The sequence below is a fragment of the Spiroplasma mirum ATCC 29335 genome, assembly GCF_000565195.1.
Taxonomy (GTDB): Bacteria; Bacillota_I; Bacilli_A; order Mycoplasmatales; family Mycoplasmataceae; genus Spiroplasma; species Spiroplasma mirum.
In genome coordinates this window covers 161123-183383 of the sequence record NZ_CP006720.1, presented here as the reverse complement: position 1 = coordinate 183383, position 22261 = coordinate 161123, and the positions used below count along the sequence as shown (strand labels likewise).

General features: G+C 30.1%; 22 protein-coding genes and 6 tRNA genes. 4 read left to right on the top strand and 24 right to left on the bottom strand.

Annotation, left to right across the window (positions count from 1 at the left end; translation table 4 throughout):
* Positions 1–34 precede the first annotated feature (34 nt).
* From P344_RS06500 to leuS, 7 genes are all read right to left on the bottom strand, one after another.
* Complete coding sequence (locus P344_RS06500; RefSeq protein ID WP_156028669.1) at positions 35–199, bottom strand: hypothetical protein; 165 nt, start codon at positions 197–199, stop codon at positions 35–37.
* Positions 165–923: a hypothetical protein gene (locus tag P344_RS00870; protein WP_025317006.1), complete on the bottom strand. Its 759-nt coding sequence runs from the start codon at positions 921–923 to the stop codon at positions 165–167. The genes P344_RS06500 and P344_RS00870 overlap by 35 nt, the downstream gene beginning before the upstream one ends.
* Before the next feature lie 68 nt (positions 924–991).
* Positions 992–1360, bottom strand: a complete 369-nt coding sequence (locus tag P344_RS00865) for a PTS sugar transporter subunit IIB (RefSeq protein WP_025317005.1) — start codon at positions 1358–1360, stop codon at positions 992–994.
* Positions 1361–1375: 15 nt separating this feature from the next.
* Positions 1376–2167: an NAD(+)/NADH kinase gene (locus tag P344_RS00860; protein ID WP_025317004.1), complete on the bottom strand. Its 792-nt coding sequence runs from the start codon at positions 2165–2167 to the stop codon at positions 1376–1378.
* 106 nt (positions 2168–2273) lie between these two features.
* Positions 2274–2735, bottom strand: a complete 462-nt coding sequence (locus tag P344_RS07035) for a hypothetical protein (protein ID WP_211232550.1) — start codon at positions 2733–2735, stop codon at positions 2274–2276.
* Between the two features lie 62 nt (positions 2736–2797).
* Positions 2798–3340, bottom strand: a complete 543-nt coding sequence (locus tag P344_RS06495; protein ID WP_248679154.1) for a YwaF family protein — start codon at positions 3338–3340, stop codon at positions 2798–2800.
* Between the two features lie 102 nt (positions 3341–3442).
* Complete coding sequence (gene leuS, locus P344_RS00845; RefSeq protein ID WP_025317003.1) at positions 3443–5863, bottom strand: leucine--tRNA ligase; 2421 nt, start codon at positions 5861–5863, stop codon at positions 3443–3445.
* 330 nt (positions 5864–6193) lie between these two features.
* Between leuS and P344_RS05905 the strand changes: the two genes are divergently transcribed.
* From P344_RS05905 to P344_RS00830, 4 genes are all read left to right on the top strand, one after another.
* On the top strand, positions 6194–6499 hold the full coding sequence (locus P344_RS05905; protein ID WP_025317002.1) for a nitroreductase family protein: 306 nt from the start codon (positions 6194–6196) through the stop codon (positions 6497–6499).
* A complete protein-coding gene (locus P344_RS05900; RefSeq protein ID WP_025317001.1) occupies positions 6486–6755 on the top strand; it encodes a hypothetical protein in 270 nt (89 codons plus the stop codon). Before P344_RS05905 ends, P344_RS05900 begins: the two co-directional genes overlap by 14 nt.
* A 130-nt stretch (positions 6756–6885) precedes the next feature.
* A complete protein-coding gene (locus tag P344_RS00835) occupies positions 6886–7098 on the top strand; it encodes a hypothetical protein (RefSeq protein WP_025317000.1) in 213 nt (70 codons plus the stop codon).
* A gap of 91 nt (positions 7099–7189) precedes the next feature.
* A complete protein-coding gene (locus P344_RS00830) occupies positions 7190–7603 on the top strand; it encodes a hypothetical protein (RefSeq protein ID WP_025316999.1) in 414 nt (137 codons plus the stop codon).
* A gap of 34 nt (positions 7604–7637) precedes the next feature.
* Here P344_RS00830 and arcC read toward each other — a convergent pair whose 3' ends face one another.
* From arcC to plsX, 17 genes are all read right to left on the bottom strand, one after another.
* Positions 7638–8573 (bottom strand): carbamate kinase, encoded by a 936-nt coding sequence (gene arcC / locus P344_RS00825; protein ID WP_025316998.1) that lies wholly within the window; start codon positions 8571–8573, stop codon positions 7638–7640.
* A gap of 132 nt (positions 8574–8705) precedes the next feature.
* Positions 8706–10196, bottom strand: a complete 1491-nt coding sequence (locus P344_RS00820) for a YfcC family protein (protein ID WP_025316997.1) — start codon at positions 10194–10196, stop codon at positions 8706–8708.
* An 81-nt stretch (positions 10197–10277) separates the two neighbouring features.
* Positions 10278–11279, bottom strand: a complete 1002-nt coding sequence (gene argF / locus P344_RS00815; protein ID WP_025316996.1) for an ornithine carbamoyltransferase — start codon at positions 11277–11279, stop codon at positions 10278–10280.
* Positions 11280–11315: 36 nt separating this feature from the next.
* Positions 11316–12515 (bottom strand): arginine deiminase, encoded by a 1200-nt coding sequence (locus tag P344_RS00810; protein WP_025316995.1) that lies wholly within the window; start codon positions 12513–12515, stop codon positions 11316–11318.
* A 527-nt stretch (positions 12516–13042) separates the two neighbouring features.
* A complete protein-coding gene (gene trxA / locus P344_RS00805; RefSeq protein ID WP_038677541.1) occupies positions 13043–13351 on the bottom strand; it encodes a thioredoxin in 309 nt (102 codons plus the stop codon).
* 40 nt (positions 13352–13391) lie between these two features.
* Positions 13392–14207 carry a Cof-type HAD-IIB family hydrolase gene (locus P344_RS00800; protein WP_025316993.1) on the bottom strand — a complete coding sequence of 272 codons (816 nt, stop codon included), beginning with the start codon at positions 14205–14207 and terminating at the stop codon, positions 13392–13394.
* A 164-nt stretch (positions 14208–14371) separates the two neighbouring features.
* Positions 14372–14456 (bottom strand) — tRNA-Leu (locus tag P344_RS00795).
* 32 nt (positions 14457–14488) lie between these two features.
* Positions 14489–14564, bottom strand: a tRNA-Lys gene (locus P344_RS00790).
* Between the two features lie 10 nt (positions 14565–14574).
* Positions 14575–14651: transfer RNA gene (locus tag P344_RS00785), tRNA-Thr, on the bottom strand.
* A gap of 12 nt (positions 14652–14663) precedes the next feature.
* Positions 14664–14739: transfer RNA gene (locus P344_RS00780), tRNA-Val, on the bottom strand.
* A gap of 4 nt (positions 14740–14743) precedes the next feature.
* Positions 14744–14819, bottom strand: a tRNA-Glu gene (locus P344_RS00775).
* Positions 14820–14856: 37 nt separating this feature from the next.
* Positions 14857–14932: transfer RNA gene (locus P344_RS00770), tRNA-Asn, on the bottom strand.
* 106 nt (positions 14933–15038) lie between these two features.
* On the bottom strand, positions 15039–15725 hold the full coding sequence (locus P344_RS00765; protein WP_025316992.1) for a hypothetical protein: 687 nt from the start codon (positions 15723–15725) through the stop codon (positions 15039–15041).
* A 505-nt stretch (positions 15726–16230) separates the two neighbouring features.
* Positions 16231–16689, bottom strand: coding sequence for a hypothetical protein (locus tag P344_RS00760; protein WP_025316991.1), 459 nt, complete (start codon positions 16687–16689; stop codon positions 16231–16233).
* Between the two features lie 103 nt (positions 16690–16792).
* Positions 16793–20344 carry an FtsX-like permease family protein gene (locus P344_RS00755; protein WP_236681401.1) on the bottom strand — a complete coding sequence of 1184 codons (3552 nt, stop codon included), beginning with the start codon at positions 20342–20344 and terminating at the stop codon, positions 16793–16795.
* A gap of 96 nt (positions 20345–20440) precedes the next feature.
* Positions 20441–21175, bottom strand: a complete 735-nt coding sequence (rnc, locus tag P344_RS00750) for a ribonuclease III (RefSeq protein ID WP_025316989.1) — start codon at positions 21173–21175, stop codon at positions 20441–20443.
* 18 nt (positions 21176–21193) lie between these two features.
* Complete coding sequence (plsX, locus tag P344_RS00745; RefSeq protein WP_025316988.1) at positions 21194–22198, bottom strand: phosphate acyltransferase PlsX; 1005 nt, start codon at positions 22196–22198, stop codon at positions 21194–21196.
* Between the last annotated feature and the right edge of the window lie 63 nt (positions 22199–22261).

Genomic DNA, 22261 nt, shown 5'->3' with positions numbered 1-22261 from the left:
TATTGTCAAAATAGTTAGTAATAATCTGACCAAACTATTCTAAAACTTCCTGTTTTCAACCATTAATAATTACAAACTGTTCTTTAATTGTTTTATTATTTAAAATATTTTTTAATAATAAAAACTGGTGTAAAAATCATTGTTCAAAATTTGTCGTAGTTTTGTTATGGCATTCGTCATTTTTTTTGATAGTGCGCATTAAAGTGGGCAATTAAAAAATTAATAAACTGATAAAAATTATTTAAAATTATTTTAAAAACAACAAATAACTTAATAATTTGTATTAAAACAAGCCAAGAAAAATACTGAAAATTAAATTTATGGTGATGATGCGAAGTAATTGTTTTTGCATTTTTAACTAATGGTAATATTAAAAATTTAATCAGTAATCCTTTTGAATATTGAAAACGATAATCAATAATTTGGATAATTATAAAAGCTCAGATTAAAAACACCATTAAGTTTAACCCCGTTACTAAAGGACGGTCTAATTGCCCGCCAACTAAAATAATAAATTTAAAGAATAAATAAATAATCCCTAATAATAAAATTACGAAATTAATAATACGGATTGCTTTTCATAGTTTATTATTGGTAACCATCAAACTCACCATTAAAATTAATTCACAAAAAGTTATTCCTGTTAAAAGAATAGAAATATTAATTGGTAAGGTGTTTGCTGGTGAATAGTCAAAACTAATTGCTAAAAAACCGTAAATAAATAACTGCCCTAAAATGGCACTACTGCGGGTTAATAATTTATAATGTTGTTTAATAGTTTTCAAATTAAAAGTATAAAATATTAACTTCCAACTAATAATAAAAGTTAATATTCAAATGGTGGATAATAAAAGAACTTGTTCAGAATAAAAAAGATGATTTAAATTAATTGCAAAAAAATTGTATCCAAGATTATTGCTCATCTAATGAGCCTCCTTAGTAAAACACCTTCATATTTTTTTTCATAAGTATATTGTTATTATATCAAAGATTAATTATTTAGTTTTTGTTGGTCAATAATATTTTTAATCTCTAAACTAATATTCCCAAAGGATAAAATAACAGTATTCTTAATAATTTCAGGATTTTTTAGTTTAAACTTTGTTTTTAGCAATGTTAAATTAACATCATCTAAATTTTTAACTGTTACTTTTAATCTGGTTAAGGTTGCTCTAACTTCTTCAATATTATTAATTGAACCTAAAATACTAATTAAATCATTTACAGAAAACGGAATTTTTATGCTTGCGGTAAATGCTTTACGATAATTAAAAATTTTTTTTCAAAAAATCATCATCAAAATAAATAAAATCATAATTATCATCGCGACAACAATTAAAATAATTTTTAACGGATCCATCAATTTCCTCTTTTCTTATATTATGCAATGCGCAAATAATGATTTCATTTTTTCTGTCATTGATAAATCATTATCTTCATCATAAACAATATTTAAAGTTTTTTCACTAATTTTAATTTCTAATTCATTTGCGCTTAGGGCAAATTCAAAAGTATCAATAATTAACCGTTTGTCAATTAACTCACCTTCTAGCACAATAACTTGGCTATCATCCAAAATTAATGACGCATTAATAGTAATAAAACGAACATTCGCCACCGGAGCAATTTCTTTTAATTGCCATAACTTATATTTATTAGTAGTAATAATTGAGCCATTAATCGCACGCATATAACCAGTTGAACCAGTACTTGTCGCAAAAACTAACCCACTACCCCGAAAATATTCTAGTAATTCATCATTAATAAAAATTTTTGTTCGTAAAGTTTTAACATGGTCAACAACTTTAACTTCATTTAACGCATAGTTAATTTGATTATTATTATAAGCAACTTCTAATAATGGTAATTGTTTTAAATGACACCTATCATTTGCAATATCGGCAATTACTTTGGAATAGGTTTCTTTGGTATAGTTTGCATAAAAACCTAGGGAACCAGATTTAATAATAACAAAACAAACTTCATCAATAATATCTTGGAATTCATTAACTGCTTTTAGTAATGTTCCATCCCCACCAATCACAAAAACATAATCCGGGTTAATCACATCTTCGACTAAGCCATGACTAGTTAATTGCTGGTTAATTTCGCGAGCTAAAGTTTGTGATTCTTCATACTCATTAACAATAATTGAAAATTTAAACATTTTAACAACTCCCAGTCTTTATATGTGATTATTATATAACAAAAGATGTTAAAAATATTAGTGAATAACTAATATTTTTAACATCTTTCGTCGCCGCTAATTATTGCTAATTCTTTGTTTCTAACACATTTGTAACATAATAACGCTCAAATTCATACTGGCGGATTGCTTCTTTAATTTTATTATTTGATAAGAAAATAAATTTAAAAGTTAGGGTAATAAATTTAAACCCATGTTTTGATTTAAATAATTGTTTTTCGGCTTTTGAAACTTCACTAAAAGTTTTTGTTTTGCGATCATAATGATATGATTGGGCAAAATAGAATAGCATAATATGCGTCAATGAAATAATTGACAACCCCAAGAAGAACATTGGAATTCATGAGAACGGTCATAAATATTTACCACCCAAATAATTAGTATTTCAAAGTCCGACATTAAAACCACCTTTATTTCATTCTTCACTCCCATTAGGACCAACATATAACATGTTAGTTTGGAAAACACCATCTCAAATTACCGCGACAAATAAAAACATCGTCAGTCATAATAATTCTCAACGTAACATTAACCCACTATATCGGTGTTCTACTAAACCATATTTATAAACATAAATATAAGCAAAAATAATTAATGAGTGTAAGATAAAATAGTTATAAAAGAAGAAATTATCCGGCGTTCAATAACCATTAACCGGTGTAATAATTCTAAGATTGGTAAAATTAACGCTGAAGGCGCACAAATTTCAAAAAAGCGAGCTGAAGGAAAAATTAAAATTAAGCCAGATAATATTTGGTGGATACTACATAAATGTAACGGCATCATTTCACTTAAACTACGGACTTGGGAAGGGTCCATCGGACCAGATAACCAATTGGTATGAAGCACTGTTGCTAAATAAATTGCCATCATAATATAATAAGCAAAATATGAAGCAATTTGATATACTCCAATTGAAATTCGGAACCATTTAAAATTAACAGTTTTTTGATAATATCTTTTAAAAATAAATAAGGAACCAATTAGCAAAAGAAAAATTGCAACCCCAATTAACTGGTAAACATAGCTATGACCTTTCACAAATCATTGTTCACCTCAGGGAGCATTTGGCATATAATTACCCGCGGGGTCAAAAAAACCTCATGGTCCTTTACTTGACGGTATAAAACGCATTGACATCTCTCCTTATTTATTACTTTTAGTTAATAAGTAATTTTATTTTACTAAAGAATAACATTTATGTAAATAAAAAAAATCACTTAAAAAAGTGATTTTTTATTTAACAACCAAGTTAACAATTTTATTTTTAACAATAATTTCTTTAATAATCTGGCGATTTTCTAAGTATGGTTGGACATTAGAATGCTGTTTTGCAAGCATTAGCAGTTCGTCTTCACTAGTATCTTTTTTTACTTCTAATTTTGCTCGTAATTTACCATTAACTTGAACGGCAACTACTATTTTATCTAAAACTAAGAATTTTTCTTCATAATCTGGTCATGCACTTAAACTAATACTGTGCTGATGTCCTAACATAAACCATAATTCTTCTGCTAAGTGGGGAGCAAAACAACTTAATAATTTAAGGAACCCTTTTCAATATGGTTGGTAAATTTGTTCTTCATTTTTATAACAAGCATTAATAAAAACCATTAACTGTGAAATTGCTGTATTAAAGTTTAAATTTTCTAACATCTCACTAACTTTTTTCACCATTGTATGGTAGGCATAGTCTAAAGTTCCATCATTAACAGTGATAAAATTAGTATTTTTTGCTAAGCGATACACACGATCTAATCATTTTCGAGCGGAATCTAAACCCTTCGTACTTCATGGTAGTGATGCTTCTAATGGTCCCATAAACATTTCATATAGTCGGAGCGCATCAGCACCATGTGATTGAATAATATTATCAGGATTAATAATATTACCTTTTGATTTACTCATTTTTGTACCATCTTCACCAAGAATCATACCTTGGTTAACCAGTTTAAAAAAAGGCTCAGAAGTAGGAACTACTTTAATATCATATAAAAACTTATGTCAAAATCGCGCGTACAATAAATGCAAAACAGCATGTTCTTGACCACCAATATATAAATTAACTGGTAATCATTTTTTAAATAACGCGTGGGCTTCAGCACTTTGAATGTCTAACATTGTCCCATCCTCTTGTTTTAGAAGGTATCCTAAATAATATCAACAACTTCCAGCTCACTGGGGCATGGTATTAGTTTCCCGGCGCCCTTTTTTCCCCATGCTATCAACAACTGTTAATCATTCTGAAACATTTGCCAGGGGTGATTCACCAGTTTGCGATGGTTTAATATTGTCTACTTTTGGTAATGTTAATGGTAAATCATTTTCATCCACTAAGCTAATTGAGTCATCTTCCCAATGGATAACAGGGAATGGTTCTCCCCAATAACGTTGACGGGAAAATAACCAATCGCGTAATTTATAACTAACCTTTGGGGTTGCAATGTTTTTTTTGCCTAGCACTTCAAGCGCTTTCTCAATAGCAGACTTCGTGTCTAGCCCATTAAGGAATTCTGAATTAATATGTTTACCATCTTTGACATAAACATTATTATGATGTTCTCCGGCAATTACGTAGCTAATTGGTAAATGATATTTTATTGCAAAGGTAAAATCACGTTCGTCATGCCCAGGAACCGCCATAACAGCTCCTGTCCCGTAAAATGGTAACACATAATCAGCAATTCAAATTGGAAGTTTTTTATTGTTAACAGGATTTATAACATAAGTGCCAAGAAAAACTCCACTTTTTTCTTTGCTAGTATCTTGCCGATCAAGTTCTGTTTTATTTTCAATACTTTTGATAAATTCAGCAACCGCCGGTTTATTATCAGCGGTTGTTAAAACATCAACTAAAGGGTGCTCAGGTGCTAATACGATATATTCAACCCCAAAAATTGTGTCTGCTCTTGTTGTAAAGACATCAATAATTTCGGGGCGATTTTCAACCGCAAATTTAATTTCAGCGCCCACTGATTTTCCAATTCAATTTCGTTGTAATTCTTTAACTGAATCTGGTCAATCTAGTTCATCCAACCCTGCTAATAATTTTTCGGCATAATTAGTAATTTTCAACACCCATTGTTTCATTGGTTTTTTAACCACCGGAAAATGACCGCGTTCAGAAACCATTTTCCCATCAATTACTAATACCTCTTCATTTGCTAACACGGTTCCTAAGTCAGCTGATCAGTTAACATCAACTTCACGCATCTCTGCTAAATCATGTTTATATAACTGTTCAAAAATTCATTGGGTTGTTTTAAAATAACTCGGATCAGAAGTATTAACTTCTTTCACATAATCATAAGAAAACCCCAACGCTTTTAACTGGCTCCGAAAATGATCAATATTTTTTAAAGTAAAAATTGCGGGATCATTTCCCGTTTGAATAGCATATTGTTCAGCGGGTAATCCAAAAGCATCCCAACCAATTGGGTGTAAAACATCATATCCTTGCATTCGGCGCATTCGACTAATAATATCAGTTGCCGTATAACCTTTGGGGTGACCAACATGTAATCCCATCCCCGACGGATACGGGAACATATCTAAAATATATGCTTTTTTACTACTATTATTTGTTGTCTTAAAAACTTTATTTTCTTCTCAATATTTTTGCCATTTTTGTTCAATTGCTTTGTGTGAAAATTCCATTAATTTAGTCCTCTCTAATCATTGTTTCACTAATCTTATTTAAGATTATAACATTTACACTTTGAATTTCGGTGGGGAAAAAATAATTTAATGCTATTTTTCCGTTTAATTTTACATTAATATTCCTCAAAAGATAATTAAATTGCAATATATTAATAATTCCAAGATTCCTAAATTTTATTTAATTTGATAATGCTATAATAAAAATAGTACTGAAAAGTTATAACGAGGAACATAAATAAAATGAGTGTAAAAAGTGCAATTGAATTTCGAAAATCAGTGCGGGTATACGATCCTAATAAAGAAATTAGCGCCGCAGATTTTTTTTAAATGATTATTGAAGCGGGAATATTAGCGCCAACTTCAAATGGTTTAGAACCCGTAAAAATTGTTTTCTTAAAAGATAAAACATTAAAAGCAAAAGCTGCCGAACAATATTTTATGGGACCAAATATTAATTGGATGAAAGAAGCATCAATTGCGGCACTAATCTTATTTGCCCATGGTGATTATTTAGCATCTCGAGAATTTTTAACTAGTCGCTTAGGAATAATTTTTCAAGGTGATGCTTTAAAACAACGCGTTGAGGGCATGAGTAAATATGTTAAAGGGCAAAAAAAATATGGATATTTATAGCGAAGACAAGTCCATATTATTGCTAGCTTTATCAGTTTACAAGCAACTGACTTACAAATTGGAACTTCAATTATGGGGAGTTATTAAAAGTAGTACCGCGCAGTTCTTAGCGTATAATAATCTTGTTGATCCCCAAAAATATCACATTGCCTTAGGAATGGTGTTTGGATATTTTGATGAAACAAAACCAGGAACTTGTTATCCCCGCGTTCGAATTTCCCAAGAAGAATTTGCAATTATTAAACAAGAACGATAAAAATTATGTTAATGCGCATAATTTTTTTCATTAAATTAAAAATTTTTATTAAGTTAAATTATTAATCTAAAAATTATTTTATGTTAAAATTAAAAAGTACAATTTTAAAAGAGAAAGAGGTGTTTGATAAGTGAAACAAGCAGCATATATTATGTTAATTTTATCATGTTGTACAATCGGATTATTTTTAATTCCCTTGGCCTGACTAATTCCAATGACCTTAGCAGCTAAAAGAAAAATTGGGAATTCAGAGTCAGCAGTTGGGTTGGGAGTTTGTTCAATTTTATTTGCCGGATTTTTTGGTCTTGTGGCGGGAATTTTACTATTAATTCCAGGTGAATAAATTTTCACACCAAAAAAAATTACAAGGCGTGTAAATTTTTTTTTTTTTTTGATTATTAAGATAATTAATAATAATATGTTAGAATTAATTTATGAAAAAAGAAATGCATAAATACTTAACAATTTATTCAATTGCCAATGGTATTTTCTTATTATTACAAGTTATTTTAACAATTATCTTGTTAACACTGCAAGATAAGAATAAATTAGCGCATGATACTATTTCAAAAATCTTTTTTGGGATCCTTGTTTTTGTTGTTTTATGTGTTGTTTTATACAATTACTTTGGGATTAACCGCCTTAATAAGAAGATTGCCAAAAAAGAAGTTTTGTCAGATTATGAAGAAGAAATCGGATTTGAGGTGATGAAACTACATCCGAAAATATTAGATGAAAAAAGTGGTTATATTAACTTTAATAACCGTCGGGGTTATCTGTTCCTCCTAATTAGTAGTCTTAATATTTTTTACAGTTTAATCCTAGCAATTATTTTACAAGTAATATAAAAAAATGGTAATTAAGATCATTACCATTTTTTTGTTATTTTAATTTAATTGTTGTTCCTGATTTACCATTTAAAGCATCTTTTGCTAATGAAAGTTCAGCAATTACCGCTAATTTTTTGGCATCAAGTTGAGCAAATTTCATTGCGGCTTGAACTTTTGGTAACATACTTCCTGGGGCAAATTGATTTTCACCAATATATTTTTCGGCTTCTGAAATTGTTAAAGTATCTAATGTTGTTTGGTTTGGTTTTCCGTAGTTAATGGCCACTTTTGGAACTGCTGTTAAGATCATTAATTGATCAGCATCCACTAATTCGGCTAATTTCGCACTGGCAAAGTCTTTATCAATAACAGCATCAACACCTTGATAACCATCTTTACCTTTCACAACAGGGATTCCTCCCCCACCCACTGTAATTACAACATGGCCTTGTTTAATTAGATCTTTAATAATGTCTTTTTCCACAATATCAACTGGTTGGGGTGAAGCAATAACTCTTCGTCATCCCCGTCCGGCATCTTCTTTAACAGTAAATCCGTTTTTACTTGCTAAATCCTTGGCTTCTTGTTCAGTATAAAATGAACCAATTGGTTTAGTTGGGTTTTCAAACGCTTTATCGTTAGCAGCAACTTCCACTTGAGTCACAATTGTTACCACATTTTTTTTGATATTTCTCTTGTTTAACTCATTTAAAATCGCATTTTGTAAATGATAACCAATGTAAGCTTGTGACATTGCCCCACATTCAGGGAACGGCATCATTGGGATTTTACTATTTACTTTTGATGCTTGCGCAAAAGCATTATTAATTATCCCCACTTGTGGACCATTTCCATGGGTAATCACAAGTTCTTTACCATCGACAATAATATCAACCATTGCTTTGGCTGTTACTTTCACTATTTCATGTTGCTCATCACGAGAATTTCCTAAGGCGTTTCCTCCCAGAGCGACAACAATTCTTGACATATAATTGTTCCTTTCTGATATTAATTAACATCATTTGATTTACTATTAATTTAATTTTTTAAAATTAGGAAAAGAAAAGATATTACAATATCTTTTCTTTCAATTTTATTAAATATTAATCTGTTACGCAAATTAGAATCACATTCCACCAGGTTTAATTGGTAATTGTGATCCAATTGCCAACAAGACAATTGCTAAAGCAGTTAATCCGATTAAGTATGGTCACACTACTTTTAGATATTTATCTAATGAGACTTTACTAATACTTAATGCTGCCATTAAAATAAAGCTGGTTGGGCTAACTAGGTTAATAATTCCGTTTGCAAACGAAAACGCCGTAATTGAACCCGACCATAACCCTGGTTGAATTCCTTCCGCTACCGGCCCAATAATTGGGAACACTGCTGCGGCAAATCCCGAGGTTGACGGAATAAAAATTGAAATAATTAAGAAGAAGAAGAATCCAACAATAATGAACCCGGTTGTTACTAATTTTTTCATTGGCGAAGCAAGCACATTAACTAAGTTAATTTGCATTCCGGTTTTGTTCAAAATTCATCCAATTCCAGCAGCAGTTGCAATAACTAAACACACTGATAAAATATCACTTGCCCCCGCGATAAATGTTCTAACATATTCTTCTTCTCCTTTTCAGTCAATTGCCACAATAACAATTGAAGAAATTAAGAAGACAACCGCTACTTGTAATAACGAGAAGTCCCCAAATGGACTAAAGAATCTTGCAATATAAGGGGCATGTTCTTTAATTCAATCATTAGCATTTGTGGCTGCATTATAACCAAATGAACTTCATGATACTAATGAAAAGATCATGACGATAAACGTCAACATAAAGACAATCATAATTGCTTTACGTTTTTTAGTGAATTCTGGAATACTATCTGGCATCCCAAATTCTTTTAAGTAAAATTCACGTTCAGTATACATTGGTGATTTTTCAGGATTTTTTCTAACCCGCATCGCATATCACATTACAAATGCAATTGTTACAGCCGTTAGTACTAATCAAGCAATAATCCGTCATATAATCCCAGCTGAGTTAGTAATTCCAAAAGTTGCAGTATCTGTTCGACTAAATGAAACCCCAATTACGAATGGGTTTAAGAATGAACCAACACACCCTACTCCAGCTCCTAATAAGATTGTCATAACTGATGTTACAACATCAAATCTTGCAGCTAGCATTACGGGAATTAAAACAGGATATAACGCAATTGTTTCTTCTCCCATTCCGTAAGTTGTTCCCCCAATTGAGAATAAGAACATTAAAGTAGGAATAATTCAAATTTCTTTCCCTTTCATTCTTACAATTAAACGACCAATCCCAGCGCCTAACGCTTCGGATTTAATAATAACGTTTAAGAATCCCCCTAAGACAAGAACAAATAAGATAGTGTCTAATTTACCTCCAAAACCTTCTAAGGGTGCTAAGAATAGCTCAAAAACCCCGGCCTTCCCATATTGTCCAGTTACTGGATCATACGGTTTGGCTGTCCCTGGAATTCATGACACAATAATTACAATAGCAATAATGAAGAATAAGATGGTAATTGCGGCAGGCAATTTAAATTTTCTTCGTTTGCCACTTTTAAGAGCAGGCATTTAATCTCCCTCCCCTCCTTTCATTAAATTAATTTTTCAAATCAAGATAATAACAATAAGCAAATGTTTAAAAATTCACCATTAACCTCTTAAAGTTGCTAACATTATTGCTTTAATAGTGTGTAATCTATTTTCCGCTTCTTCAAATACTTTTGAGTATTTTGAGGTAAATACTTCGTTAGTTACTTCTAATTCACCATTTCCCCCAAATTCTTTAATAATATCTTGGGCAGTATCAGTATTTTCATCATGGAAACTTGGTAAACAGTGTAAGAAGATCACATCTTCTTTAGCTTGTTTAATTTTTTCCATATTAACTTGGTAAGGTGTTAAATCAGCAATTCTTTGTTTTCAAACTGATTTATCTTCTCCCATTGATACTCAAACATCAGTTGCAATAACATCAGCGTCTTTAGCTGCGGTTTTGTGATCTTCTGTTAAAGTAATTGATCCCCCATTTTCTTTCGCAATATCTTGACATTGTTTTAATAGTTTTGCATCTGGTCATAAATCTTTTGGAGCACATGCAGTAAAATGCATTCCTAATTTTGCACTAATAATCATGTAACTGTTTGCCATGTTGAATCTTGAATCACCAAAGTAAATGAATTTAATTCCTTTAACATTTGGCCCTTTAACTTCTTGGATTGTTAAAACATCAGCTAACATTTGCGTTGGGTGGTATAAGTCTGTTAACCCATTTCACACTGGTACTCCTGAATATTTTGCTAAATCTTCAACATCACTTTGTTTGTAACCTCGAAATTCAATTCCGTCAAACATTCTTCCTAAAACTTTTGCAGTATCTTCAATTGATTCTTTTTTCCCCATTTGGCTTCCTGAAGGTCCTAGGTACACTGCGTTCATTCCTAAATCAGAAGCGGCAACTTCAAAAGCACAACGAGTTCTTGTTGAATCTTTTTGGAATAATAACACAACATTTTTTCCTTTTAAAGGTTGTTGTTCAATTCCTGCATATTTAGCTTCTTTTAGCATTCTTGATAAATCTAATAAATAGTTGATTTCTCTTGGTGTGAAATCTAATAATGTTAAAAAACTTCTTCCTTTTAAATTTACGGCCATATTTTTATGACTTCCTTCCTTTTTCTTCGTTATTAATTAAATATCTTCTCTTCAAATTGGCATTGTCATACAACGTGGTCCCCCACGACCTCTCGATAATTCAGCACTGTCAATTACGTGTACTTTAACACCTAATTTTTTTAATTCCGCGATTGTAATGTGGTTACGGTTGTAAGCAATAACTTCCCCTGGTTTAATTGTAATCACATTAGTTCCATCGTTTCATTGTTCTCTGGCTTGGGCAATTGGATTTTCCCCTCCACATTTTACAATGTGAATTTTTTTACCAACAACATCTGATAAGTATTCATCTAGTTGTTTGTTAATTTCTGTCATCCCGTCTTTTGAAATTTCATAAAGTTTAAATTCACTAATGTTATCAAAGATTAATGGGTGTGCAATAAATTTATCGTAGTCAATATTTGTAAAGACTGTATCTAAGTGCATAAATGCTCTGTTTTTAGTTTTTAAATCAAAAACAATAACTTTTTCATAAGAAATTTCAGGACTTTCGATAACTCTTTTAGCAACTTTTTTAATTGCATCAATACTTGTTCTTTGTGAAGCCCCAATAATTAATGTTTTGTGGTTTAATACTAAAACATCTCCCCCTTCAATACTTCCTTCTTCGTTACGATCGTATCAGAAGTTTACTTTATCTTTAAATCTTGGGTGGTGATGTAGTACTAAGTCCGCAAAAATTGTTTCACGTCTTCTTGTTATAGTAAACATTTGGTGCACAGTTGTCCCGTTTCCAATTGATGCAAATGGGTCCCTTTGGAATAATAGGTTTGGTAATGGGTCCATTGCTAATGGATAACCATCAGTATTTTCAACACCTAATTCATATTTTGTTACTCCTGCGATCATTTTATTTACCATATCTTGGTCTGAAAGTTTATCTAAATATTTTCTTAATGGTTCAATGTGTTCTGGTTTTGCTCCTGATTCTTTTAGGAACCTATCTAACAAGTCAGTTCTTAAATTTTTATCTTGCGCAATTGTTTCAGCAACCATTTTTTCAATGTACAATACTTCCACACCATTATCTCTCAACACTTTTGCTAGTTCATCGTGCTCTTGTTGTGCGATAGGCAAATCTGGTGTATCATCAAATAACAATTTTTCTAATAAATCTGGTGTTAAATTTGATAATTCATCTCCGGGACGGTGTAACATAACACTTTTTAATGTCCCAATTTCTGAATAGACATTAATTGCATACTTATCTTTCATTTTAATTACCTCCTAAATAGAAAATCTAAGTATTAGATTTTGAATAATCTAAATCTCCCTGAAGGTTAATAAAAACATACGCGAAAAATAATCTAGAAAAATAATAATTTCCTACAAAATGTTTTTTATAATTTGATGATTCCCTAAAAGTTTTTATCATTAAGTTTTTGTCACTACATTATAAAATATGTTTTGATTTCCTTCTATTTGTATTTAACCACTTTTAGATTTATTTGCAACCATTTTACCGAAAAGTATCTTTATTTTTATATTATTTTTATTGGTAAAAAGAAAATTTTGGTAAATTGCCCCAAGGAAATAACGCTGAAAATTAACCAAATAAAAAAGTTAGCCGTGTTCTAACTTTTTTATTTACTAACTTGTGATTGTGAATTTTTCTTTGCTGCTTCCTTACGGGCATTTGCCTTTTCTAATTTTTTTGCTTCCATTAGTTTCACTCTTTTTTTCATTGACATTGCCATAATTTTAATATTTACCTACTTACTTATTTAAATTTTAATCGCAATTTATTTTAATAATTCTTTAATTTGATCTTTGGTTGCAAATCCAACATGACGATTCATTTCTTTTCCACCTTGGAAAATTAATAATGTTGGGATTGATGCGATACCATATTCTTGAGCAATATCTTGTAAATTATCAACATCAACTTTTGCAAAATGAACATTAGAAACTTCACCAGCTAGTTCTTCATAAATTGGCGCAAGCATTTTACATGGGCCACATCAATCAGCATAAAAGTCAATAATAGTTTTTTCATTTTTATTTATTAAATTATTAAATTCTTGCATATTTTCTAAATGCTTAATTGCCATAAATTTCTCTCCTTTGCATTATATTTATAATATAGTATCATTATATCTCATTTTTTAAAATTTTATCTCTTAAATATAGTGCTGGCCCGTTTTCTTTATTTGATAATGAAATTTCTTTGGCCAAAGCTTTAATTTCATCAATTGCATTATTAACCGCCACTCCGGTTCCTGCTTGTTTAATTAACTCAATATCATTGTATGAATCCCCAAATGAGAAGGTATTTTCAATCGGAACTCCTAAATAGTGTGATAAAAATCTTAATGCGCTTCCTTTTGAAATTCCTTTTGCTGAAATTTCAAAAACACGATTATTATACTGGGTGACATCTAATAATGGTAATAATGTTTTTAACTCATCTACTAGTTGCGCCGCAGAACTGTCACTTAATGGTTCATGGGTGATAACACTAGCATGAGTAATGCCTTCTGTAATCTGGTCAGGAGCATCAATAATTTTATAGCTTGTTTTCATAATCTTTGATCAGTAAAATGAATTTTTGCCCTTTTCATAAACATAAGTTCCGTTGTTACTAAAAAAATGAACTTTATATTTATTGTAAGTAAATTTAAATAATTTTTTAATTTCTTCATCTGTAAAAATCATCATTCATAAAAATGAGTTAGTAGCAAACGAATAAGCGGCAGAGCCATTATTTGCTAGGACATACCCATTATATTTATGAACTTTTAGTTTTTTTGCTTGGCGAATGGCATCACTCGCAAGACGCCCCGTTGTAACTACAAAGGGAATTCCTTTGTCCTGGATTTGTTTAACTGTTTTCTTAGTAATCTTGCTAAACTTATGATTGTCTTGTAATAAAGTCCCATCCAAGTCAGTAAAAATGGCACGTTTCATATGATTCCTCCTTATTTGATCGTAAAGGCTCCTATCTTTATTACTATATTTTAATTTTACTATAATTTTGATTAGAAATGATAAAGTTATGATGGTTTTCTGCACTAATTTTGCGATAAAAAAAATCACTCCACAGTGATTAAACTTTTATTAATTTTAAATAATGGTCCGGGTTAAGGGACTTGAACCCCCACGAGTTGCCTCGCCAGATCCTAAGTCTGGTGCGTCTGCCAATTCCGCCAAACCCGGATTTCCTCTGTTATTAATATTTTATTAAAAAATGGTCTCCTGTAAAGGACTTGAACCTTTGACCCACTGGTTAAAAGCCAGTTGCTCTCCCAACTGAGCTAACAGGAGAGAACAATAATGGTGCTGGCTAGAAGAATCGAACTCCCAACCTACTGATTACAAGTCAGTTGCTCTACCAGGTTGAGCTAAGCCAGCGTATTTAAAAAATGGTCGAGTGTAACGGACTTGAACCGCTGACCACCTGCTTGTAAGGCAGGCGCTCTCCCAACTGAGCTAACACTCGACAATGGTGACCTGTACGGGAATTGAACCCGTGAATGCATGCGTGAAAGGCATGTGTGTTAACCGCTTCACCAACAGGCCAAATATGATCTTTTAAATATACTTCCTTAAAATAAAATGGCGCCTAGTGCAGGGCTCGAACCTGCGACCTGTCGGTTAACAGCCGAATGCTCTACCAACTGAGCTAACTAGGCATTGTTGAATAATCAACCTTATTCATTATATATAAATTAATAAAATCGTGCAACTATTTTTCTTGTTTTTTTAATCTTTTATAGTTTATTTAAAAGATGGCTAATTTTATGTAAAAAAGATGACATTTTCTGAAAAGGGAAAAAAGGCTTTAAAAGCTGTTAGTAATTTTATTTTTTTGGCAGTTTGGTCATCTAAATACTCATCCGCTAAATCAATTAAATCTTTGCGATATTTTTCAACAATGTTAGTCCATGAAAACCAACTAATAATTAATAAAATTAAGCCAACAATCGCTAGGACTTGAATGGCGGTGGTGATGCTATCAATATCTAAGTTATTATTGTTAATAACATTACATAAAATTATTAAAATTGTTGTTGTAATAAAAATTACAAATACAAAACATAATAAATACGAAACAAATTTTAATCAAAAAAATGAACGGTTTTTTTTAGTTTTAATTTGAAATAAATAATAAAAGTGAAATAACATATCATAAATTTTTAAAACACTAGGATCATTTAAATCACGAATTCTAATTTTAATAGTGTTACTAATATAATTGAAATTCTGCGCCTTCCCAATAAATTTAAAAATTCCAATATTAACATCTTTCAGATCATTATCATCTAACATTTTTCGTAAAATTTCTTTGGGATAATATTTTGTTTTTTGACTTTTATAAGAAATATCAACTAACCCAATAATTATCATTCCTAATATTAAAAGGCCTAAAATTATTAGAAAAACAAAATACCCTAAACCTGCCATATTATTTTCTAGTCCAAACATACTATTCTCCTTTTATTTGTCATTCAATTATTTTCGTATTAATTATATAAATTTATCAAAGGAAGTGGACAGGAAATCACCAAAATAAAAACATTATTTAATAAAATAATGTTTTTATTTTGAATTAGAAGTAACAACTTCTTCAGTAATTAATTTACCATCTTTACCAAATGATTTGGCACAAAACCCAATGCCATCAATCATATTTGGTGTACAATCAAAATTTTTTTAAATTTCTTGAATTTTTTTAAAATTTCTTCTTCAGTTAGGCTTGAACCTTTTAATGCTTCCCTCATGGTCGTCATCTCCTTATTCATAAATATTATATCACTATTCTTAAACAATGAAACTAGCACTTGTTAACTAATAATTTATTAAAGAAATCAATGAGGGCTTTGGGAGTGAAAAAATATAAAATAAAAAGTTTAAAAACCTCCTTACTCGTTTGATAATCTAGCACCTGCGTTCGTAATGTTGTTCAAAATTTTTCTTAAATTGTCAAAAATTAGTGAAGGGTTTTAAAACTTAAAATTTCATTAAAAATATTAGTTAAGATATTCATCGGGAAATCTTGGTATTTTGTTAATTCTAAAATAATTTCCACATTTAATTCTTTAACGGTGTTAATAAAGGCTTGAATAATTTCTTTTTGTTTAAGTAATACCTGGTCTAATTTTTCACAAAACAAGGTAATCCCATGGCAATAAGACATTACCATTCCAATTTGAATCATCATTTCATCTGATAAATCTTGATTATCTTCTTCCACAATCAACACTAATAAATTAATAAAGTGTTGACTATATTCTTCAATGGTAACACTATGTTCAATCGTTTCATTTAATAATTTTGTTAATTTAGCATTCCGATAACTTTGTTGTTGATAAAATTCATTAAATTGATGGTGTTTTTTTAACAAAACTAACCCATTAAAATTAACCTCACTTATTGTTCTTATCCACATTATGTTCTCTACTTTATCAACTAAAATATAGCACAATGTTATTTTGATCATTAAAAAATATCCCTGTCGTGCATAAAAAACATAAACAAATTTTGTTTATGTTCTAATTTCAGTTCATTGTTTTTAACATTGGATATCGTCGATCCATAAAACCTTTATTTAAAACAAATGCGGTGATAAACATTGCTACTAAGCCAAAGAAACTAATTAAGTAGTCCCCAACATTAACAGCTGCAGAAACATATGCGAGCATATTTCAGATAATTTGCTGGCGAATCATGTCAATGACATATGTCCCAATTGGAATTGAAATAACTCAACTAATAATAATAATTGGTAAATAAACCAAGAACATCCGGTTAAAAATTCATAAGTTTGAATATCCTAATGCTTTAAAACTGTTCAACACTTTTAAGTTATCTTTTACAATAATATTAGTAATAATAAAGATTTGGAAAATACATGCTACAATAGATGCTACTAAAATTAACAAATAAATTAAGAATAAAAGAATTTGTAAATTAACTGTCTTTTCAAACATATTAGTTAAATTTTGCGTCCCATTATAAATAGGAGCCGTATCATATGTTTTTGGATTAGAAGGATCAACGGTATAATTATTATTCCGCTCATAAAAACCAATATAGCGGTAAGTTTCATTTTGATTAAGGGATGAATAAAGTTGGTTTAAGTCTTTTTGGACCAATCCCTTTGTGGCGTAATTATTAATTAAAATCATATTTTTCATTCCGTTGTTAAATTCATCCATCACAATATAGAACGTAACTGATTTCTCGTTAAAATTGCTTGTCAAAACATTACCAATATTAACTCCCTTTAAAAATTGGAAACCTTTATTGACAATAATTGGATAAACATTCACTTTAAAATTGGATGGTTTTCAACCCGGGGTATGGGCATAAAACCAGTCTCCATTCTGAATTAATGATTTAATTTTATTAGTTAATAAAATTGTTTCTTTAACATGTCTATTGATTGTATACTGGTTAGGATGAAGTGCATAGTATAATAAACTTTTCTGAGAATCACGATCATCAAAACTAGTAATCTCATTAAAGAACCATTCCATATTAGTTTTGTTTTCTAAGCGAGGGACAAACAATAAATTATCATTTTCATATTGATAAAATTGGGTCGCATTACCCCTAATCCAACTAAAGTTTCATGGTTTAATATAATTTTGATAAAAACTACGGATTGAAATATCAATTGGTGATTTTAAATTAGCTTGGCGATAACTATTTAAGAAGTTTTCGGTATAACCATAATTTAAAGCAAAATTAGTTGATAAATAACTATTTAGGGCAAATAATTCTTGTTGTTGCTTACCATAAATAATTGGTTGATAACCCAAAGTAAGAATTCCATTATTACGGCTTAATTCTTCAATAAAATAATAATAGGTACTCGAATTAATAAAAGAGGTAATTTGGTCATAATGGCTTGTTCCTTTACAATTATTAACATATCATCCATAACTATTAGCATTTAACCATAAATATTTTAAACTTTTTAAATCCGTACTACCGTCAACAAATGGCCCACAAACAGCCTTCCCATTGAGTTGATATTTTTTTAAGACTAATTCAGAAGTAGTTATTTTTTGCGAGGGGTCTAGGATGTTATAACCGGCAACATTGCTAGTAATAACATCTTGGGAACTATCATAAACTAAATAATCATAGGGAGCTTTGTTTTTTAAATCATAATGATAACTATTATCATACTGATAAGCATATTTTCAATTCATGTTGTAACGCAAATTAAGATTAACTTGCGAAAAGTTAATAATTGTTGTTAAACCAGTAAAAAGCATTGCCCCCGTTAAGGTCGTTGCGATAATTGTTAATAATAATTTTCATTTAGCATCATAGGCAAATTTTAAACTGATTTTTTGCTTAAAGTTCAGCTTAATGAATCCTAAAAACTTTGTTAAATAACCTTTTTTGAGAATTGGTGCTTTCACCACTTTTGGTTTCATTAAAACCAGTGGTTTTTTCTGAACTTCTAAGAAAATGAAGATAAAAGCATAACCACAAACAATGACTGTTGGAATGACAAAATCATATAGCACAATTCTTCAGTTTGGAACTGAAAAGTAAGTTGTTAGTTCTAAAAAACCACTATATGTAATATTAAGAATAAAGGAAAAGACCCAACTCGTCCCCATCGCAATCGTGGAAATAATGAGCATTAAAACAAAGAAACATAATAATAAAAGTGTTGTAATAACCATCGTTGAATAGCCCTGGGCTTTTAAGTTTCCAATAATTTCACGATTAACTAATAATAATTTATTAACAATCATACTAATCATAATAAAAGATGAAACAATTAACAGAATTGAAATCGCCATTAAAATTGATCAAATAATTTCTTCTTTATTAATAATTAATAGTAACATTGAATTTATTTCATTGTTAGGTTTACCAGTTAAATTAATATTCCCATCCTGATAAATATTAGCAAAGTTATTCCAGCTTCCTTGCTTATTATCCTTAAAACCAGGGTTCAACTGGTTATCAGCAAAAGCACCCTTAATTGTTCACTGGTTTTCCACTAACCGTGTAATATTTGGTAAATATGATTTTAATTTAAGAAAATCTTGGTTTCGCATCCATAGGTAGGGATTATAAACAAAATTACCATTGTTTACATCTTGGTTTACAAATAAACTAGTCCCAAACCCTAAAATCCGATAATAATTATTATAAATATTAATAACATCACCAATTTTTAAATCATTTTTACGTGCATAACTCGGATTAATAATAATAGGCGCAATTCCATCGGGCGCAATATAATTTAAAAATTCTTGATAATTCCCCTTAACCATAATTGGGGTTGACCAATAACCCGTTTTAATATTTTGAATATAATAATACTGTGCTTTAAAAATATCATAAACATCTAGGGTTTCATAAATAAAACCCTTATTAATGACCGAACCTAAAATAACAGTATTCATTAATTTTATCTCTAACTCATTAATGCTATCCTGGTTAGTTTTAAAATCTTTATACTGGTTATTAAAAATTTCATAACCTGATAAATCTTTTGTTTTAGCATCAACACTAACAAAGGGAATTCACTCTCCATTCGTTACAGTATAACTAATTAATTCATTATATTCATCATCGGTTAAGATAAAATCACTATTTGGTAAAATATCATTTCGAAAATTAATGGCTACTGTATCACTCTTTTTTAATTGCTGTTGAAAATATTCATTATTACTATTTGATGCTAACCATTGTCCCACATGGGTTGTTTTTGAATCTAAAATAATTTGGTAATAACCATTGATTTTTTTTAGACTAAAATTAGCTTTCTCCATTTGATTAATATTAGGGTTGTTTTTATCATCCAAATAATTAATATTAACTAAACTGTATGATAAGTTGTTTACGCGTGATTTAATTTTTAATTTATCACTAATCGTAAAAGTTACATTGGTATCATATGATCCCTGTCCAATTTTATCTAGTTGGCTATAAGCTAAATTATGCGATAAAATTAAACCACAAAAAATTGTGATAATAACAATCAGCATCATAAATAACCCTAATACTTGTAAAGTATTTTTGGTAAAACTCTTTCAAAAATTTTTAAATAAGTGTCTAATCAAAATCATAGTTTACTCCATTTATTTTTATTAAATTAATATTTTTTTATTTGCAAAGGTGTAAAACTTCACCATAGTTTATCTTTAATAAACTACCACAAAGTTTTACTCAATTGTATTTTTTGCTAATTTATTTAGCGCGTTGCGTGCGGCAATTTGTTCAGCTTCTTTATGAGTATAGCCTTGCCCTTCGCCATAGCGCACCCCATCAATTTCAGCTACAATCCGATAAAGAATTTTGTTTCCTTCCGGTGGCATAATTTCTTCAATTAATTTATATTCTAATGCCCGCGAATCACTGGCTTGTAAGAATTCTTGTAACTCTGTTTTGTAATCACGAATCTTATCCAGAAAGGCTGGTGAACCAGCAAAGTCAATTAAGGTGTCGGAAATAAAATGACGTGTTGTTTCTTCACCGGTATCTAAATACAAAGCGGCAATCATTGATTCATAAATATCAGCTAGAATACGGTCTTTTTCATACCCTTTTGTTTTAATTTCTCCCTTTCCTAACAAGATAAATTGTGCTAAATTCATTTTTCGCACTAATTCAGCTAAGGTTGATTCACGCACAACTTTACTTCTTAAATTAGTAATCTCCCCTTCATTTTTATTAGGATATTTTCGAAATAAGTATAACGAAATTTCTTTGGCAAGGATGGCATCCCCTAAAAATTCTAACCGTTGATATGTGTATGATAAATTGTTTTCGTTTGCATAAGAGTTATGAGTTAAGGCTTCTAAATAGTATTTTCCATTTTTAATTTCAATGTTATATTTCTGAAAAAATTCTTTTAATTCACACACCAAATTTTCTGGTGTTTTATTTTCAAATGACATCTAATCACTCCTTTAAAACTAGTTTGTTTCCTTAATCGCTTCTCTAATTTTATTGGCAACATCATTATTAATAACAGTTCTAGTCATTTCTAAGGTACTAATCCATGATTTTTGATCACTACTACCATGGGTTTTAATTGCAATTTGGTTAAGACCCAGCATTAAAGCTGAAGCATTATTTCGATAATCAAAGGTTTCTTTTACCCCTTTAAATGCTTTTCTTAACATTAGTGCTTTAATTTTCCGAATAATATTTTTTGTTAATTCTTTTTTTAAAACTGTCATTAAATTTTTGGCCATTCCTTCAATTGCTTTCAATGCAATATTTCCGGTAAAACCATCAGTTATTATAATATCAACAAGATCACTTGTAATATGACGAGACTCAATATTTCCATAAAAATTTAATTTGTTATTAGTTTTTAACATTTGGTAAGCTTTCTTATGATATTCTTTACCCTTATTTGCTTCTTCGCCAATATTTAACAGACCAATTTTAGGATTAGGCAAATTTAAAATAACCCGGGCATAAACATCCGCCATAATCGCAAAATTTACTAAATCTTGGGCGTCATTTTCTAAATTAGCTCCCACATCCAACATCATAACATATTTACCCTTTGTAACGGTTGGAATAAAAGGCATAAAAGCAGGACGAGAAATTCCTTCAATTTCCCCAATAATAAAATGACACGCTGCTAAATAAGCCGCCGTTGACCCACCTGAGACAAAAGCATTAACTTTTTGTTCCTTTAGTAATTCCGCACTTCGTACCATTGAACTATCTTTTTTCCGCCTAATTTCAAGGGGTCCTTCAGTCATCGCAATAATTTCTGAAGCATGGAAAATTTCATAACGTGCTGGATCTAATTTGTAATTTTTTAATTCATGTTTAATTTCTTCTTCGTTCCCCACAAAGACAAAATTAATATCATGATATTTTTTAAGAAAAATTTTAACCGCACCAAGGATTGGGGTGATTCCCAAATCAGTCCCCATCATATCAATTGCAATTTTATTCATGATATTATCTACTCCTTATTTCTTTTTAATTATAGCAAAAGAAGTATTACATTGGTAATTAAT